A 15,023-nucleotide genomic window follows, 5' to 3' on the forward strand; every position below is an offset into this window, starting at 1 on the left:
GGGACCGAGGCGACTAATACCTCCCCGTCGGCGCGGGGAACTGGACGCGTGTCGGGTTCTACAGCAGTCCTTCCTCTTCGGCCAACAGTAACCCTTCCAGCGTCGCGTCGTTCGTCGGCGGGTCGCGCGCGATTGCCAGCGCCTCGTCGACCGGGACCGCCCGCGGGGCGAGGAACTCGTTGCTGTCGTGGTCGACGTCGACCGGCGTTAACCCCTCCGCGAACACGTATCCGCGCTTGTGGCGCAACACGCCGGTCGAACACCACACCTCCTGGAGCAGCGAGGTCGACGACGGCGCGAAGCCGGTCTCCTCGGCGAGCTCGCGCGCGCCCGCTTCCGTGTATGACTCGCCGGACTCGACGATCCCCGCGGGGAGCTCCAGCTGGGTGTTCCGGACGGTGGGGCGGTACTGCTCGACGAACAGCACCCGGTCGTCGGCGACCGCGACGACGACCGTCGCGGGCGACAGCTCCGCCCAGTAGTAGTTCTTCTCCGTCCCGTCGGGCTGCTCGACGCGGTCGTAGCCGCCGACGAACCACCCCTCGTCGTACTCGACGACGACCTCCGTCACCGGCCACTCCGGCTCGCCCGGCAGCGAGTGGTTGCGGCCGTCCGAGAACGCCGGCAGGTCGCGGAGGTCGGCGGCCGGGGCGTCGGGGTCGGCGGGGCCGTCGCCCGCGCCGGGGCCCGGTCGCTCATCGGTCACGGGCGGACCACCTCCGCGTGGTACGCCTGGCCGTCGCGACGCACTCGCACCCCGGTCTCCGTCGCGGCGTCCGGCACCTGCCGGGTGAGCGCGTCCACCTCGTCGAACGGGGTGTGCGTGAACCACTCCTTCATTCCGTACGGGCCGGTCTGGTACCCCGCGGAGCGCCCGTCGTCGCTCTCTATCGCGCCGATCAGGTACGGGTACCGCCGGTCGGAGACGTTGTTCACGTCGGCGGCGGTGCCGTTCGTCTCGATCGGTTCGACGGTGAGGTAGTACGGGTCGCCGCTGCCGAGGTAGCTGGGGAGGGCGCCGAGCGCGAGCAGCGCGACGACGACCAGGGCGATGGCGACGAGGAGGTTCCGGGTGACCCGGCGCATGGTCGCCGTACGGCCCCGCGGGGAATACCGGTTTCGACCCGCGGGGGCGCGGTCGGCGAAACGGCGGCCGGACCCGGCGCAGCGCGGCGACGCGTTTTATACCGCGGCGGCCCTGCCGAGGGTATGGAGTACCGGTTCGAGCTGGCGCTCTGCGCCGCGCTCGAATCCCCCGACCGCGTCGTCGCCCGCCAGCTCGGCGCAGGGGTCGAAACGCCGGGGACGCGCATCGTCGACGGCTGTCTGCTGTCGCCGGGACCGGGCTTCGACGACCGCGCCGCGATCAGCGCCGAGCGCATCCCGGACCCCGCTATCGAGGCCGCCGTGGGTCCCGGCGAGGCCGTGCCCGTCGCCGAGGCGTTCGACCTCCCGCCGGACCGGGCCGCCGCCGTCGTCGAGCGCGCGGTCGAGGTCGGCTACCTCGAACGCGAGCGGCGGAACGGGCGGGACGCCGTGCGCGCCACCGCCCGCTACCCGGAGGACTGGGTCGGCGAGCTGGTCGCCGTCGAGAACAAGCCCGACCTCGGGACGCCCGGCGACCTGGAGGCGCAGTTGCGGTACGACGCGGCGCTCGGCCTGTTCGACGAGGTCGTCCTCGCGACCGCCTCCTACGTCACCCGCGCGCACCTCAACCGGATCCCCGACGCGGTCGGGGTCTGGCGGTTCGACCCCGAGACCGGGGCGCGCGAGGTCGTCCGCGAGCCGACGCCGCTCGACCCGGACGCGCCCGGCGTCGAGATCCGGGCGGAGCGCCCCTCCCGCACGGAGGTCGCCTTAGTCGATCCCGAGGCGAAGGCCCGCAAACGGCGGCGGATCGCCGAGCGCGCGTACGGGAAGGGGTGGCGCCCCGACCCGCCGGCGTGCGCGCACGGCGAGGCGACCGCCGACGGGCGGCCGCGCTGCGCGCACTTCGACCGCGTGGTCGACCCCGGCCGCGAGTGCGGGAGCGGGTGTCCGGCCTTCGAGCCCGCCGACCCGCCGGACGCGGAGCGCGACCGCCTGCGCGACGAGCGCACGGCGTGGGTCGCGGACCCCGACGGGGGCGGACCGCGCCGCCAGTCCGGGCTCTCTCGGTACCTGTGAGAACGCTTATACGGCGAGAGCGGGTCCTTCCGGTATGGACGAGATCGAAGACGTCTTCGTGGCGCGACTGATGTCGACGGACCTCCACACGGTGACCCCGGACACGCTGGTCGAGGACGCGGCCGCGGTGCTGCTCGAGAACGACATCAGCTCGGTGCTGGTCGTCGACGGCGACGGCGACCTCGTCGGAATCTTGACCTCGACGGACTTCGTCGACATCGTCGCGAAGAGCCGGCCGAAGGCCGAGACGACCGTCGAGCGGTACATGACGCGAGACCCGATCACGGCGGGCGCGCAGGACGACGTCGCGGCCGTCGCCGCGACGATGCTCGAACGCGGCTTCCACCACGTGCCGGTCGTCGACGGGGAGACGCCCATCGGCATCATCACCACCTCCGACTTCGCCGCGTACGTCTCCTCGCCGGAGTCGGTCTCGGCGTAGCGCGTCCCGCACCGAACCGGTCGCGGCGGCGGTCGACGCTGCCGCGGCGTCCCCTCGTCCGTCCGCGACAGCGACAAGTGCCGCCACTTCCTGTGTCCGTATTACCCCGGAGCGCGTACCGAGGTCCGTGTCCGATCACCTACATCTCAACCTCTTCACCATGTCCTCGGTCGAGCACGTCTCGCCCGGGTCGTGGCGGTACCCCGGCGACCGGTCGGCGGACTACGCCGACCGCGAGTACTGGACCGAGGTCGCGCGCACCGCCGAGCGGGGCGGGTTCGACGCCGTGTTCTTCGCCGACGTGCGCGGGATCTACGACGTGTACGGCGACGACCGCGAAACGGCCGTCGAGAAGGCGGTCCAGACGCCCGCGAACGACCCGCAGCTCGTCGTGCCCGCGATGGCGGAGGTCACCGACGACCTCGGCTTCGCGGTGACGCGCTCGACGACGTACACCCATCCCTACCAGCTCGCGCGGGAGTTCTCGACGCTCGATCACCTCACCGACGGGCGGGTCGCGCTCAACGTCGTCACCTCCTACCTGGAGTCGGCCGCCGAGAACCTCGGCCTGGACGAGCGGATGGACAAGGAGACGCGCTACGACCGCGCCGACGAGTTCCTCGACGTCTGCTACGAGCTGTGGGAGGAGTCGTGGGACGACGACGCGGTCGAGGCCGACCGCGAGGCCGGCCGGTATTCGGACCCCGAGAAGGTCCACGCCATCGACCACGAGGGCGACCACTTCTCGGTGCCGGGCCCGCACGGCTGCGAGCCGTCCCCCCAGCGCACCCCGGTCATCTACCAGGCCGGGTCCTCAGACCACGGCCGGTCGTTCGCCGCGCGCAACGCCGAGGCCGTCTTCGCCAGCCAGCCGACCGAGGAGGGCGTCGTCGAGTACATGGCGGACGTGAAGTCGCGCGCGGCCGACGCCGGCCGCGACCCCGAGAGCCTCCGCTTCTTTATCGGCGTGGTGCCGGTCGTCGGCGAGACGGAGGCGCTCGCGGAGGCGAAGTACGAGGAGTACAAGCGGCACGTCGACGTGGAGGCGACGCTCGCGCTGTTGTCCGGCTTCCTCGACATGGACCTCTCGGAGCTCGACCCCGACCAGAAGGTCGAACACATCGAGACGGACGCGATCCAGGGGACGATGAACGCGTTCACGAAGGCCCAGCCCGACCGCGAGTGGACGGTCCGCGAGGTCGCGGAGTTCTGCGGGCTCGGTACCACCTCGCCGAAGATCGTCGGGACGCCGGAGCAGGTCGCCGACGAGCTCCAGCGCTGGCACGAGGAGGTCGGCGTCCACGGGTTCAACGTCAAGGAGGTCGTCCGCCCCGACTCGCTCGTCGACTTCGTCGACCTCGTCGTCCCGGAGCTTCGCGAGCGCGGACTGGTCCCCCCGGCCGACGCCGAGCCCCCGGGCGAGACGCTCCGCGAGCGGCTCCTCGGCGAGGGGCAGACGGGGCTCCGCGGGGACCACCCCGCCCGGCAGTAGCGCGCGGAGACCGCTCGGAGTCCGATCCGACCGGACGCCTTCGCGTGGTTTCGCGGCTCGTGTGAGCGAGCTGTTGTGAACGCGTTGCCGCTAACTAATACGACAACGCTGCCGCCCCCGGCACGCTTAAGTGTCTACCACCGCTTGTTTCAGGTGACGCTTCGCTTGGAGGGCCGAAGCGTCAGCGGGGACCTACAGAACGACACGCTCGTGCCATCTTTTCCCGGCACGGGCGTGCCGTTCGTTCCTTTACGCGCGGAGCGATTCGCTCGCGCAGCCGCCGGTAACCGACTACTCTAGGCCGACAGTGCGAAGTCGCTCCCGTTCGAGCCACGGGTATGCCGCTCTTACAGTTCGCGACGACGCTGTCGCTGTCGTCCGCCGAGCGCGAGGCGTTCGTCGCGTTCGTCACCGACCGGTACACCGAGGAGATGGAGACGAGCGCGGGCCACGTCGCGGTGACGATCGCGGAACACGAGCCGTCCGCGATGGCGATCGGGCGGGCGGTCGAGGGACCGCTCCTCTTCTTGGACGCCGAGATCCGCGAGGGCCGGCCCTTCGAGTACAAGCGCGCGTTCGCGCTGGCGGTGATGGAGCGGGCGGTCGAGGCGTTCGGCGTCCCCGAGCCGAACTGTAAGGTCGTCTTCACCGAGCACGCCGGCGAGGACATGATGGGGGTCGACCGCGTCGGCGGCGACTGGGACGGGGCGTAGGCGGCCCGCCGCCCCTCGATCGCTCTCCCGAGCGCGGCCGGCCCGCACCGCCGCTCAGAGGTTCTCTTTCTGGTAGTCGCCCTCGTACGTCCCCTCGTGGTCGGCCTCGGCGAAGACGAGCTGCGCGATCCGCGCGCCCGGCTCGATCTCGATCGGGTGGCCGACGTCGAGGCGTCCCTCGCCGACGCCCTCGTAGCCCGCGTCCCACACCGCGGTGTCGAGGGTACAGGCGTTCCGCAGCAGCGTCGAGCGCGGGAGGACGAACCCGATCCGCTCTTCCGGGATCCGCACCGGCTCGCCGTAGCGGACGACGTAGCTCCCGCGTTCGAGCCGGTAGCAGTCGCCCCGGGGCTCCAGCTCCCGCCGCTCGCCCACGCGCTTCCCGTCGCGCCCGAGCCGGCCCGGTTCGGTCTGTGCGAACACCGCGTCGACGGTGAGGTCGACGCCGTTCGGCTGTCGCTGCTCCTCGTCGAGGTCGGCGCCGGCCGCCTCCAGCGCCGCCGCGACCGCGGCTCCCGAGTCGTACATGCGCGTCCGGAACCGCGGGCGAGGCAAAACGGTGTCGTCCGCGGCGCGCGACGAGACCGGTCGAATCGGCGGGTTTCGCCGTGACCGCTGAGAGGCCCGATTTTGGCCGTTTCAGGCGTTTAATGTCCTAAAATACACTGGACGGCTACGTATTTCACGGTGCGTGGTATCACGCGGGGATCACAGCGAGCGTTGCCGCATCGCGGGATCTAACACGGTCGATCTTCGGGAAACTCGCGGGTTTTATATCCACGGGACGGCCATCTTCGCGTGATATGGGACAGACGATTACGGAGAAGATCCTCGATGACCATCTCGTCGAGGGCGAGCTGACGCCCGGCGAGGAGATCGGCATCGAGATCGACCAGGTGCTGACGCAGGACACGACGGGGACGATGGTGTGGCTGCAGTTCGAGGCGCTCGACTTGGACGAGGTCCAGACGGAGCTGGCCGCGCAGTACTGCGACCACCAGACGTACCAGTTCGACTTCAAGAACACCGACGACCACCGCTTCCTCCGCTCCGCGGCGGGCACGTACGGCGCCTACTTCTCCCGGCCCGGCAACGGTATCTGCCACCAGGTCCACAAGGAGAACTTCGCGGCGCCCGGCAAGACGCTGCTCGGCTCCGACTCGCACACGCCGACCCCCGGCGGGCTCGGCCAGCTCGCGATCGGCGCGGGCGGCCTCGACATCGCCGTCGCGATGGGCGGCGGCCCCTACTACGTCGAGATGCCGGAGGTCGTCAACGTCCACCTCGAAGGGGAGCTGCCCGAGTGGGCGACCGCGAAGGACGTCGCGCTCCACCTGCTCGGCGAGCTGACCGTCAAGGGCGGCGTCGGCAAGATCTTCGAGTACACCGGCCCCGGCGCCGAGAAGCTCACGATCCCCGAGCGCACCACGATCACGAACCTCGGCACCGAGCTCGGCGCCACCTCCTCGATCTTCGCGACCGACGAGAAGACGAAGGACTGGCTCGCGCGCCAGGACCGCGAGGAGGAGTACGTCGACCTCCAGCCCGACGACGACGCGGAGTACGCCGAGACGATCGAGGTCGACTTAAACGAGCTCGAACCGCTCGTGGCCGCGCCCTCGATGCCCGACAACGTCGCCCCCGTCAGCGAGTACGAGGGCACCGACGTCGAGCAGGTCATCGTCGGCTCCTGTACCAACGGCGCCTACGAGGACATCCTCCCCAGCGCGAAGATGCTGGAGGACCGCGAGGTCGCCAAGCAGACCGAGATGATCGTCGCGCCCGGCTCGAAGCAGGCCTCCGAGATGCTGGCCCGCGAGGGCTGGACCGCGGAGATGATGGCGGCCGGCGTCAACTTCTCCGAGGCGACCTGCGGCGCGTGCATCGGCATCGGTCACGTGCCCGCCTCCGACTCCGTCTCGCTGCGCACCTTCAACCGGAACTTCGAGGGTCGCTCCGGCATCGAGGACGACTCCGTCTTCCTCTGTTCGCCCGAGGTCGCCACCGCGGCGGCCATCACCGGCGAGATCGTCGACCCGCGCGACCTCGCGGACGAGCTCGGCGACCTCGAGGCGCCCGGCCTGGAGATGGGGACGAAGTACGGCCCCGGCATGGGCGAGGACGACTCGGACATCATCTCGCCCGACGAGGCGATCGACGACGGCCTCGTCAAGGGCCCGAACATCGGCGACGTGCCGCTGAAAGACGACATCGACGTGGACGGCGGTGAGGCCCTCCTCAAGATGGAGGACAACATCACCACCGACCACATCATCCCGGCGACGGCGGACATCCTCAAGTTCCGCTCGAACATCGAGAAGCTCTCCGAGTTCACGCTCTCGCGCGTCGACGACACGTTCGCCGAGCGCGCGCTCGCCGCCGACGGCGGCGTCCTCGTGGCCGGCGAGAACTACGGCCAGGGCTCCTCGCGCGAACACGCCGCGCTCTGTCCGATGTACCTCGGCATCGAGGCCGTCTTCGCCCAGAGCTTCGCCCGCATCCACAAGGCGAACCTCTTCAACTTCGGGATCGTCCCGCTGGCGATCGACGAGGAGACGTACGAGAAGATCGACCAGGGCGACGACCTCGAGATCGTCGACGACGTGCCCGCGGGCGTCCGCTCCGGGCAGGAGGAGTTCACCGTGAGCGTCAACGGCGAGTGGGAGTTCACCGCCGACCTCGACGCCTCCGAGCGCGAGCGCGACATCCTCGCGGCCGGCGGCAAGCTCTCGTGGGTCAAACAGCAGCACGCCGACGGCGGCTCCGGCGCGGCGCCGGCCGACGACTGAGCGCGCTGTCACGCGAGACTCGACGGTCCGGTTTCCCGATTTTTTCGACGCGTCCGTGCTCGTAGCGGCGGCCGTGCGCATCGGCGGCGCCTCGTCGATATCGACGTGAACGAGAGCGGGAGTGAGTATCGCAGATCGGTGGCGACGAGACAGTATTTAAATAGCCGTGAGCGACGGCGACAAGCGCTTATAAAAAGAGAATGCGGTGGCGCGCCTGCGAGCGGCCGCCATCGGCGGCCGCGAGCCAGCCCGCGAGGGAGTCAGTCGCCGGAGCGAAGCGGAGGCGACTGACGAGGTTGGGGAGGCGTGAGGTGCGGTCGCTGTGCGGTGCGGGTGGGACTCAAAGGGGCAGTCGCGAGGCGGCCGCAGGCGACGGAAGCACCGCAGCGAAGGAGCGCCAGCGACTGAGCGAGGAGCGCAGCGAGCGTGCGCCCGCCTCGCGACTGGGGCTTTGGCGGTCGTCATCCCAGCAGCGTCAGTCATTTATAAACAGCCGACAATGACACCGCGATTCTCCTTATAAACAACTACGCCATCACACTGAGCAACGTACTACACTCACTCCCGCTATCAATCGAGGGTCTTCCAGTCCGATCCACACACCTCAACGCCGAACAGCGCTACCGCTCCGCGCTTGGAGTCGAAACGGAAAACCGCGAAAACGCGACCGGTCGGTCCGAACGCTGAACCGGCGTTAGCGGGCCGCGGCGGCGACGCGTTCGCGCTCCTCCTTCTGCGAGATGGAGTAGGAGCCCTCGACGTCGTAGTCGGCGGCGGCGACGAGCTCGTTCGCGAGCGCCTCGGCGGCGGCGGTCGTCGACTTGTACGTCGCGCTGGCGACGGCGTCGGAGATGAAAAGCAGCGCTTGGTCGACGCGGCGCTGGGGCGCGACGTCGACCGCCTTCGGGACGGAGATGCCGCCGTACTTCAGGCGGACGGTCTCCTCGCGGGGCGCGGCGTTCTCGACGGCCGTCACGAGGACCTGAACCGGGTTCTCCTCGGTCCGATCGTGGACGATGTCGAAGGCGTCGCGGACGATCCGCGTCGCCTGCTGCTTCTTCCCCGTGTTCTCGTCGGTCTGCATCAGGCGGTTGATCAGCCGCTCGACTAAGGAGATCTCGCTTTTCTTGAACTGTTTCGACGCGTGGCGGCCCATGGTGTGCGCGATGGGCGTCACGGTCATGTAGCGCTTCGTCGAGGGGTCCTCGTAGGCGATCTCGGTGACGTCCCAGACGCCGAACAGCTTGGCGTTCTCGTTGGCGGCCTCGCTGGAGGCGGGCGCCTCCGGGTCCGGCTCGTCGGCGGCGACGTCCTCCTCGGACGGCGCCTCGGTCTCTTCGCCGCTCATCTGACCGGCTTCTCCGCGTTGCCGCGAACCAGTTCGATCATCGACACGCCGTTGACCTTCTCGACCTTGTAGTTGACGCCGGAGAGGTCGCCCATCGCGCGGCCCTTCGCACCGCCGATCCCGGCGATGGTGACCTCGTCGTGCTCGTCGATGAAGGAGATCGCGCCGTCACCGGGACAGAACGCGGTGACCTGCTTCCCGTTTTTGATGAGCTGAACCCGAACGCACTTTCGGATCGCCGAGTTCGGCTGCTTTGCCTCGATGCCGACCTTCTCGAGGACGATGCCGCGCGCCTGCGGGGCACCTTCCAGGGGGTCGGACTTCGTCTTGAGCCCGCGCTCGCGCCGAGCGTACTCGGAGTCGGACCAGCGGCGCTTCTGCCGGTCCTTTTTGAGCTTACGGGCCGCGTACTTGCCGTTCGCCATCGTACGCCTACTTCCGAACGGAGCTACTTAAGCGTCGTCTTTCTCCGCCGCGAAACGCCCTCAGATCCCCCGAGCGGTCCCTCTCGACGGATCTGAGGGTGTTTCACGAATCAGTTCGGCCGAAAACGACGGGCGTTCGCTCCCGCTGAGCCGGTAAGCCGGCGAGAGCGCCCGTCGTTTCGTCCGGAAACGATCCGGGCCGCGCTCCGAGAGTCAGGAGCTCGTCTCCTCGCGCGCCGTCTCGACCCACTCCGGCTCCGACACCGTCGCGCCGAGGTCGCGGTAGTCGATGTCGACGTCGACAGTCGCCTCCCCGCCGTCGTGTTCGCCCGCCCACGACTGTTCGAGCCGCGGCACGACGCCGGAGTCGTACACGTGAACCGTCGCCGACGCCGTCTCGACGGTCTCGGGGATATTTCGGTCGCCCTCGAAGGCGTCGGCGACAAACTGCGCGGTCTCCTCGCCGCGCACCTCGCCCGCCCCGTCGCTCGCGGGGTTCCACAGGTTCAGCCCCTCGTACTCCGTCTCGCCGCTCGCGGTCTCGCTCTCGACGCGGATCCCGGTCACCATCTCCGAGCGCATCGCCGACTCGAGCTCGCCAGACGACCGGTCGACCGCTCGACGGGCGTACCGCGTCCCGTCGCCGGTCCGACGGCGGATGAAGGCCATCCCGTCGGCGACGTACAGCTCCGAGACGTCCGGCTCGTCGGTCTCGGTCACCGCCTGTCGCACGTGCTGGCGTCCGTTTTCGAGGTCGTACGCGGCCTCGTACTCCTGGGAGGGGAGCCACGGGCTCGGTTCCGCTTCGCCGGCGTGACTCGTCGCCGCCGTCGAGAACAGCGTAGCGCCCCCGGCGTCGACGAGCGCGTCGGCGTGTCGCTCCGCCAGCGTCTCGACGTCGAGCCCCTCGCCGTCGCGCCACGCGGCGTCGGGGAACGGGCGATCGGCGGTGTCGCCGCCGTCGCTTTCGTTGCCGCCGTCGCCGGAACAGCCGGCGAGTCCGACCGCGGTGACGGTTCCGAGACCGGCGAGGAGGCGTCTGCGGTTCATGGGTCGACAAGCGGGCCGGCGGGCAAAAGGGCGCGGGTTCGGCCTCAGGTCAGTTGGACGTCGTCGACGTCGTAGTGGCGCTCCGCGAGCCGGCGGGCGGTCTCGATGTTGTCGCCGTCCGCACCGATGGCGACGCCGCGGTCCGCCTCCTCGACCTCGACGTACGCCACGCGGTCGTTCTGCTCGGAGATGGTGACGGCGTTGACGGCCGCCGGCGCGAGCGCGCTCGCGACGAATGCCTCGGCCGTGTCGGCGTCCTCGACCAGTTCGATCGACTTGTCGAGCCGCCGTTCGGCCTCCGCGACGGTCTCGCCGCCCTGGCCGATCGCGGCCGCCATCTCGCCGGCGGGCACCACGAACACGAGCCGGTCGCCCTCCACGAGGCAGTCGGTCGGCGTGACGCCGGTCAGCTCGTCGAACCGACCGATGTAGCGCCGCGCCTCGTCGGAGAGCTCGACGCGCATTAGTCGTCGCTCACGACGCGCGACCCCATCCGGAGGTCGACGTCGCCGGTCCCCATCGAGATGGGCTTGCCGGCGATGACGTTCTCGATGACGCCGTCGAGGTCGTCGTACTCGCCGTGGATCGCGGCGTCGAGCAGGTGGTTGACCGTCACCTCGAACGCCGCGCGCGCAAGCACCGAGTCCTTGTTGCCGGAGATGCCGTGCCGGCCGATCGACTCGATCTCGCCGTTGTTCGTCATGATGTCGGCGACGAGCATGAGGTGCCGGACGTTCACGTCGTCGAGCCCCTGCTCTTCGAGCGTGTTCTTCGTCTCGTCGATGATCGTCTCGCGGGCCGCTTCGACCCCGAGGTTGCGGTAGATCTCGTGGATGTTGTTACACGTCGTCCGCGAGGCGTCGACGCCCTCGATGTCGAGGGCGTCGCCGAACGCCGACCCCTCGGTGTAGAGGACGAACTCCTCGTCGCCGTCGATCTCCTCTTTGCGGATGACGACGCGCTCGATCTCCTCGATCCCCTTGAACACGATCTCCCGGAGCCGCTCGACGAGCTGGAGCAGCTCGCGGTAGCTCGGCTCGTTGGGACCGAACTCGATGACGGTGCCGGCCTGCCGGGCGTCGACGCCCAGCGAGTCCTCGATCGTCTCGGCGATGATCTCCGCGACCTCCGTCGGGTCGGAGTGGGTGGGCCACCGCTCGAGCAGGGTGTCGTCGTTCAGGTCGATCCGGACCAGCATGTCCGCGACGTTCGTCGACACGTCGCCGAGCGCGAGGATGCGCGTCGCCTCGATCGACCAGACGACCTCGTGGGCCTTCTCCCGGTCGGTCGCGTACTCCCCGTCGAGGTGGACCGTCATCATCGGCGTGTCCGGCGTCTTCCGGGCGTCCACCAGCTCGATGAGCCGAGGGAGCCCCTGCGTAACGTCGATTTCTGCGACGCCAGCGTAGTGAAAAGTATTCATTGTCATCTGAGTACCCGGTTCACCGATCGATTGGGCAGAAACAGTGCCCACAGGGTCCAAGGGATCAACCCGCGTCTGCTCGTAGCGGTTCACGACGCCGTCGACGATGTCGGTCGCCTGTTCGATGGTGACCTCGCCGGCCTCCTCGGCCTTCCGGTCGATGGCGTCGTACACCTTCGACTTGAGCCGGCGCGGGAGCTCGGTCGCCTCCACGACCGCCTCCATGTCGTCGGTGACGTGGTCGTGCTCAGTCATCGGACTCCACCCCCGGCCCGCCGGCCTTGTTGAGTCCCGGCCCGGCGTGCTCCGAGAGGTTCGTCGGCGGCTCGCGCTCGCCGAGGAACCGCTCCTTCTCCTCGTCGGAGGCGAACTCGGCGTCGACCACGCGGTCGACGATGCCGTCGACGTCGATGCCGTCCTCCTCGCCGGAGGAGACCTTCACCGGCGAGGTGCCGTCCTCGCCGAACTCGAACTGGACGATCCGGCCCGAGGTGTCCCGGACCGTCCCGTCGTACTGCGCCTCCAGCTCGGAGAGCGCGTTGATGAGCCGCCGCTGGAGGTAGCCGGACTTGGAGGTCCGGACCGCCGTGTCGACGAGCCCCTCGCGGCCGCCCATCGCGTGGAAGAAGAACTCCTGGGGCGTGAGCCCGCCGCGGTAGGAGTTCTCCACGAAGCCGTGCGCCTCCGAAGAGAGGTCGTTCGGCCGGTAGTGCGAGAGCGTCCGGTCCTCGTAGCCGCGGTTGATCCGCTCGCCGCGGACCGCCTGCTGGCCGACGGAGCCGGCCATCTGCGTCAGGTTCAGCATCGAGCCGCGGGCGCCGGAGCGGGCCATCACGACCGCCGGGTTGTCGTCGTCGAAGTGCTGGTCGGCGATCTCACCCGCCGAGTCGCGGGCCTTCCCGAGCGTCTGCATGATCTTCATCTCCAGCGTCTCGTCGACGCCGCGGCCGGGCAGCGACTCCAGCTCGCCGGCCTCGTACGTCTCGATGAGCTCCTGGACGCGGTCGTAGGCGCTCTCGATAGCGTCGTCGACCTGCTCTTCGGCCTCCGGCGGGATCGACTCGTCGTCGATCCCGATCGAGAACCCGAAGTTCATGATCGCGCGCATCGCCAGCGACGCGATCTCGTTGATGAACACGCGGGCGCGCGTCTCGCCGTACTCCTTCGTGAGCGTGTCGACGACCTCGCCGCCGAACGCGCCGACCGCGTCCTCGTCGATGGTCCCCTCGATCAGCTGACCGTCCTCGATGACGACGCTGTCGCCGGCCGAGGAGGTAAAGGAGAGGTCCAGATCGTCCGGGAGCAGTTCCGAGAACAGCGTCCGGCCGGTCCAGAACTCGCGGCCGTCGTCGCCGACGCCGTCGGCCTCGGGCAACTCGTCGACTCGGGTGGCGCGCAGCAGGTCCAGCGCCTGCGTCTCCGTGAACTCGGGGTTCGAGTGGGTGAGCAGGTAGGTGCCGGAGATGTGGTCCTGAATGGCGCCGATGATGTTCCCGCCGAACCGCGGCGAGAGGATCTGCTCTTGGACGCGCATGAGGACGCGCGCCTCGGCGCGGGCCTCCTCGTTTTGCAGCGCGTGCATGTTCATCTCGTCGCCGTCGAAGTCGGCGTTGTACGGCGGACAGACGACGGTGTTGAGCCGGAACGTCTTGTACGGCATCACCACGACCTCGTGGGCCATGATGGACATCCGGTGCAGCGAGGGCTGCCGGTTGAAGATCACGATGTCGCCGTCCACGAGGTGGCGGTTCACCTCCCAATCGGCCTCGACCTTCTCGGCGAGCTCCTCGCAGTTCTTCTCGGTCACCTTCAGCCGGCGGCCGTCGGGGCGGCGCACGTAGTTGGCGCCCGGGTGGGCCTCGGGCCCGTTCCGGACGTACTGCCGCGCCTCCTCGACGTTGCGCTCGGTGACGTTGAGCGTCTGGGTCATCTCCTTGGCGACGCGGTCCGGGACGCCGACCTCGTTCAGCGAGAGCGTCGGGTCGGGCGAGATGACGGTACGGGCCGAGAAGTTGACGCGCTTGCCCGAAAGCGAGCCGCGGAAGCGGCCCTCCTTCCCCTTCAGCCGCTGGCTGAGCGTCTTGAGGGGGCGGCCGGAGCGGTGTCGCGCCGGCGGCGTCCCGCTGATCTCGTTGTCGACGAACGTGGTGACGTGGTACTGTAACAGCTCCCAGAGGTCCTCGATGATCAGCTGCGGGGCGCCGGCCTCGCGGTTCTCCATGAACCGCTGGTTGATCCGGATGATGTCGACCAGCTTGTGCGTGAGGTCGTCCTCGGAGCGCTGGCCGTTGTCGAGCGTGATGGAGGGGCGGGTGGTGACCGGCGGCACCGGCAGCACCGTCAGGATCATCCACTCCGGGCGGGAGTGCTCGGCGTCGATGCCGAGGACCTCGAGGTCCTCGTCCGGGATGTCCTCGAACCAGTCGCGGATGTCCGAGGGCATCAGCTTGTTCATGTCCTCCTCGGTGAGGTCGACGTCCAGCGCCGTCTCGATGGCGCGGCGGTCCTCCTTGCGCGGGCGGAACTCGCCGGCCATGATCTCGTTGATCCGGTCGACGGCGATGTCAGTCTCGTCGGCGAGTTCCTGCGGCGAGGTGCCCGGGTCGTCCTCTTCCTCGTCGGGCTGCATCGCGGCCGCGATGCGCTCGGAGTAGTCGCCCGAGAGCACGTCCTGGACCTCGTAGTAGGTGGTCGGCTTCTCGTGTTTGATGTCCGCCTGCGGCTCGCCGCAGAAGGGGCAGGTCGACGCCTTTCGGGCCTGCCGGACGGCGGCCTTCAACACGTCGTGCTCGTCGTCGCCGAGCTCCTTCGCCCGCTCGTAGCGGTCGCGGAACTCGTCGCGCTGCGCCTCGTCTAAGGCGAGCCGACCGCACTCTCGGCACGTCGAGCGGAGCAGCCGCCGGATGAGCTTCGTGAAGCCCACGTGGATGACCGGGGCGGCCAGCTCGATGTGGCCGAAGTGGCCGTTACAGGAGCCGGAGTGGGAGCCGCAGGTTCGACACTCCAGGCCGGGGTCGATGACGCCCAGCCGCGGGTCCATCAGCCCCATGTCGATCGGATAGCCGTCGTCGTCGTACGTGTCGGCCGTGATCACCTTCGTCGCGGACATGTCCCGGTACGTCTCCGGGTCCATGAGGCCGAAGTCGATCCCGCCGAGCACTTTCGGTGTTTGCAT

General features: G+C 69.3%; 14 protein-coding genes. 5 read left to right on the forward strand and 9 right to left on the reverse strand.

Translation table 11 applies throughout. The features are described 5' to 3' along the window. Window positions 1-58: 58 nt before the first annotated feature. Window positions 59-706: an NUDIX hydrolase gene (locus AC4NMM_RS04415; protein ID WP_491923629.1), complete on the reverse strand. Its 648-nt coding sequence runs from the start codon at window positions 704-706 to the stop codon at window positions 59-61. Continuing rightward, window positions 703-1,086, reverse strand: coding sequence for a hypothetical protein (locus AC4NMM_RS04420; protein ID WP_096394120.1), 384 nt, complete (start codon window positions 1,084-1,086; stop codon window positions 703-705). Before AC4NMM_RS04420 ends, AC4NMM_RS04415 begins: the two co-directional genes overlap by 4 nt. 123 nt (window positions 1,087-1,209) lie before the next feature. Between AC4NMM_RS04420 and AC4NMM_RS04425 the strand changes: the two genes are divergently transcribed. From AC4NMM_RS04425 to AC4NMM_RS04440, 4 genes are all read left to right on the forward strand, one after another. Then, the gene (locus AC4NMM_RS04425) at window positions 1,210-2,166 is read left to right on the forward strand and encodes a DUF5787 family protein (protein WP_096394121.1); all 957 of its coding nucleotides are present in this window, start codon (window positions 1,210-1,212) and stop codon (window positions 2,164-2,166) included. Between the two features lie 34 nt (window positions 2,167-2,200). Beyond that, complete coding sequence (locus AC4NMM_RS04430; RefSeq protein WP_491923630.1) at window positions 2,201-2,608, forward strand: CBS domain-containing protein; 408 nt, start codon at window positions 2,201-2,203, stop codon at window positions 2,606-2,608. 127 nt (window positions 2,609-2,735) lie between these two features. Beyond that, entirely contained in the window at window positions 2,736-4,100 is a 1,365-nt protein-coding gene (locus AC4NMM_RS04435; protein WP_491923631.1) for an LLM class flavin-dependent oxidoreductase, read from the forward strand. A 338-nt stretch (window positions 4,101-4,438) separates the two neighbouring features. Continuing rightward, window positions 4,439-4,813 carry a tautomerase family protein gene (locus tag AC4NMM_RS04440; RefSeq protein ID WP_096394124.1) on the forward strand — a complete coding sequence of 125 codons (375 nt, stop codon included), beginning with the start codon at window positions 4,439-4,441 and terminating at the stop codon, window positions 4,811-4,813. Window positions 4,814-4,867: 54 nt separating this feature from the next. Here the strand turns inward: AC4NMM_RS04440 and AC4NMM_RS04445 are convergent, their stop codons facing one another. Then, the gene (locus tag AC4NMM_RS04445; RefSeq protein ID WP_096394125.1) at window positions 4,868-5,341 is read right to left on the reverse strand and encodes a deoxyuridine 5'-triphosphate nucleotidohydrolase; all 474 of its coding nucleotides are present in this window, start codon (window positions 5,339-5,341) and stop codon (window positions 4,868-4,870) included. A gap of 275 nt (window positions 5,342-5,616) precedes the next feature. Here AC4NMM_RS04445 and AC4NMM_RS04450 point away from each other — a divergent pair, with 275 nt between their 5' ends. Further along, window positions 5,617-7,602 carry an aconitate hydratase gene (locus AC4NMM_RS04450; protein ID WP_096394126.1) on the forward strand — a complete coding sequence of 662 codons (1,986 nt, stop codon included), beginning with the start codon at window positions 5,617-5,619 and terminating at the stop codon, window positions 7,600-7,602. A 694-nt stretch (window positions 7,603-8,296) separates the two neighbouring features. Here the strand turns inward: AC4NMM_RS04450 and AC4NMM_RS04455 are convergent. The 6 genes from AC4NMM_RS04455 to AC4NMM_RS04480 form a co-directional block, all read right to left on the reverse strand. Continuing rightward, window positions 8,297-8,950, reverse strand: a complete 654-nt coding sequence (locus AC4NMM_RS04455) for a 30S ribosomal protein S7 (RefSeq protein WP_096394127.1) — start codon at window positions 8,948-8,950, stop codon at window positions 8,297-8,299. Next, the gene (locus AC4NMM_RS04460; RefSeq protein WP_006111505.1) at window positions 8,947-9,375 is read right to left on the reverse strand and encodes a 30S ribosomal protein S12; all 429 of its coding nucleotides are present in this window, start codon (window positions 9,373-9,375) and stop codon (window positions 8,947-8,949) included. Before AC4NMM_RS04460 ends, AC4NMM_RS04455 begins: the two co-directional genes overlap by 4 nt. Window positions 9,376-9,588: 213 nt before the next feature. After that, window positions 9,589-10,425, reverse strand: a complete 837-nt coding sequence (locus AC4NMM_RS04465; RefSeq protein ID WP_491923632.1) for a DUF7537 family lipoprotein — start codon at window positions 10,423-10,425, stop codon at window positions 9,589-9,591. A gap of 44 nt (window positions 10,426-10,469) precedes the next feature. Continuing rightward, entirely contained in the window at window positions 10,470-10,889 is a 420-nt protein-coding gene (locus AC4NMM_RS04470) for a NusA-like transcription termination signal-binding factor (RefSeq protein WP_096394129.1), read from the reverse strand. Then, window positions 10,889-12,103: a DNA-directed RNA polymerase subunit A'' gene (gene rpoA2 / locus AC4NMM_RS04475; protein WP_491923633.1), complete on the reverse strand. Its 1,215-nt coding sequence runs from the start codon at window positions 12,101-12,103 to the stop codon at window positions 10,889-10,891. Before rpoA2 ends, AC4NMM_RS04470 begins: the two co-directional genes overlap by 1 nt. Next, complete coding sequence (locus AC4NMM_RS04480) at window positions 12,096-15,023, reverse strand: DNA-directed RNA polymerase subunit A' (protein WP_096394131.1); 2,928 nt, start codon at window positions 15,021-15,023, stop codon at window positions 12,096-12,098. Before AC4NMM_RS04480 ends, rpoA2 begins: the two co-directional genes overlap by 8 nt.

The sequence above is a fragment of the Halorubrum sp. SD41 genome, assembly GCF_058630335.1.

Excerpts from the sequence above, each read along its gene's own strand:
- AC4NMM_RS04460 (WP_006111505.1), bottom strand. The coding sequence starts at position 9,375 with ATGGCGAACGGCAAGTACGCGGCCCGTAAGCTCAAAAAGGACCGGCAG.
- AC4NMM_RS04440 (WP_096394124.1), top strand. The coding sequence starts at position 4,439 with ATGCCGCTCTTACAGTTCGCGACGACGCTGTCGCTGTCGTCCGCCGAG.
- AC4NMM_RS04465 (WP_491923632.1), bottom strand. The coding sequence starts at position 10,425 with ATGAACCGCAGACGCCTCCTCGCCGGTCTCGGAACCGTCACCGCGGTC.
- AC4NMM_RS04450 (WP_096394126.1), top strand. The coding sequence starts at position 5,617 with ATGGGACAGACGATTACGGAGAAGATCCTCGATGACCATCTCGTCGAG.
- AC4NMM_RS04420 (WP_096394120.1), bottom strand. The coding sequence starts at position 1,086 with ATGCGCCGGGTCACCCGGAACCTCCTCGTCGCCATCGCCCTGGTCGTC.
- AC4NMM_RS04480 (WP_096394131.1), bottom strand. The coding sequence starts at position 15,023 with ATGCAAACACCGAAAGTGCTCGGCGGGATCGACTTCGGCCTCATGGAC.
- AC4NMM_RS04455 (WP_096394127.1), bottom strand. The coding sequence starts at position 8,950 with ATGAGCGGCGAAGAGACCGAGGCGCCGTCCGAGGAGGACGTCGCCGCC.
- rpoA2 (WP_491923633.1), bottom strand. The coding sequence starts at position 12,103 with ATGACTGAGCACGACCACGTCACCGACGACATGGAGGCGGTCGTGGAG.
- AC4NMM_RS04430 (WP_491923630.1), top strand. The coding sequence starts at position 2,201 with ATGGACGAGATCGAAGACGTCTTCGTGGCGCGACTGATGTCGACGGAC.
- AC4NMM_RS04425 (WP_096394121.1), top strand. The coding sequence starts at position 1,210 with ATGGAGTACCGGTTCGAGCTGGCGCTCTGCGCCGCGCTCGAATCCCCC.
- AC4NMM_RS04445 (WP_096394125.1), bottom strand. The coding sequence starts at position 5,341 with ATGTACGACTCGGGAGCCGCGGTCGCGGCGGCGCTGGAGGCGGCCGGC.
- AC4NMM_RS04470 (WP_096394129.1), bottom strand. The coding sequence starts at position 10,889 with ATGCGCGTCGAGCTCTCCGACGAGGCGCGGCGCTACATCGGTCGGTTC.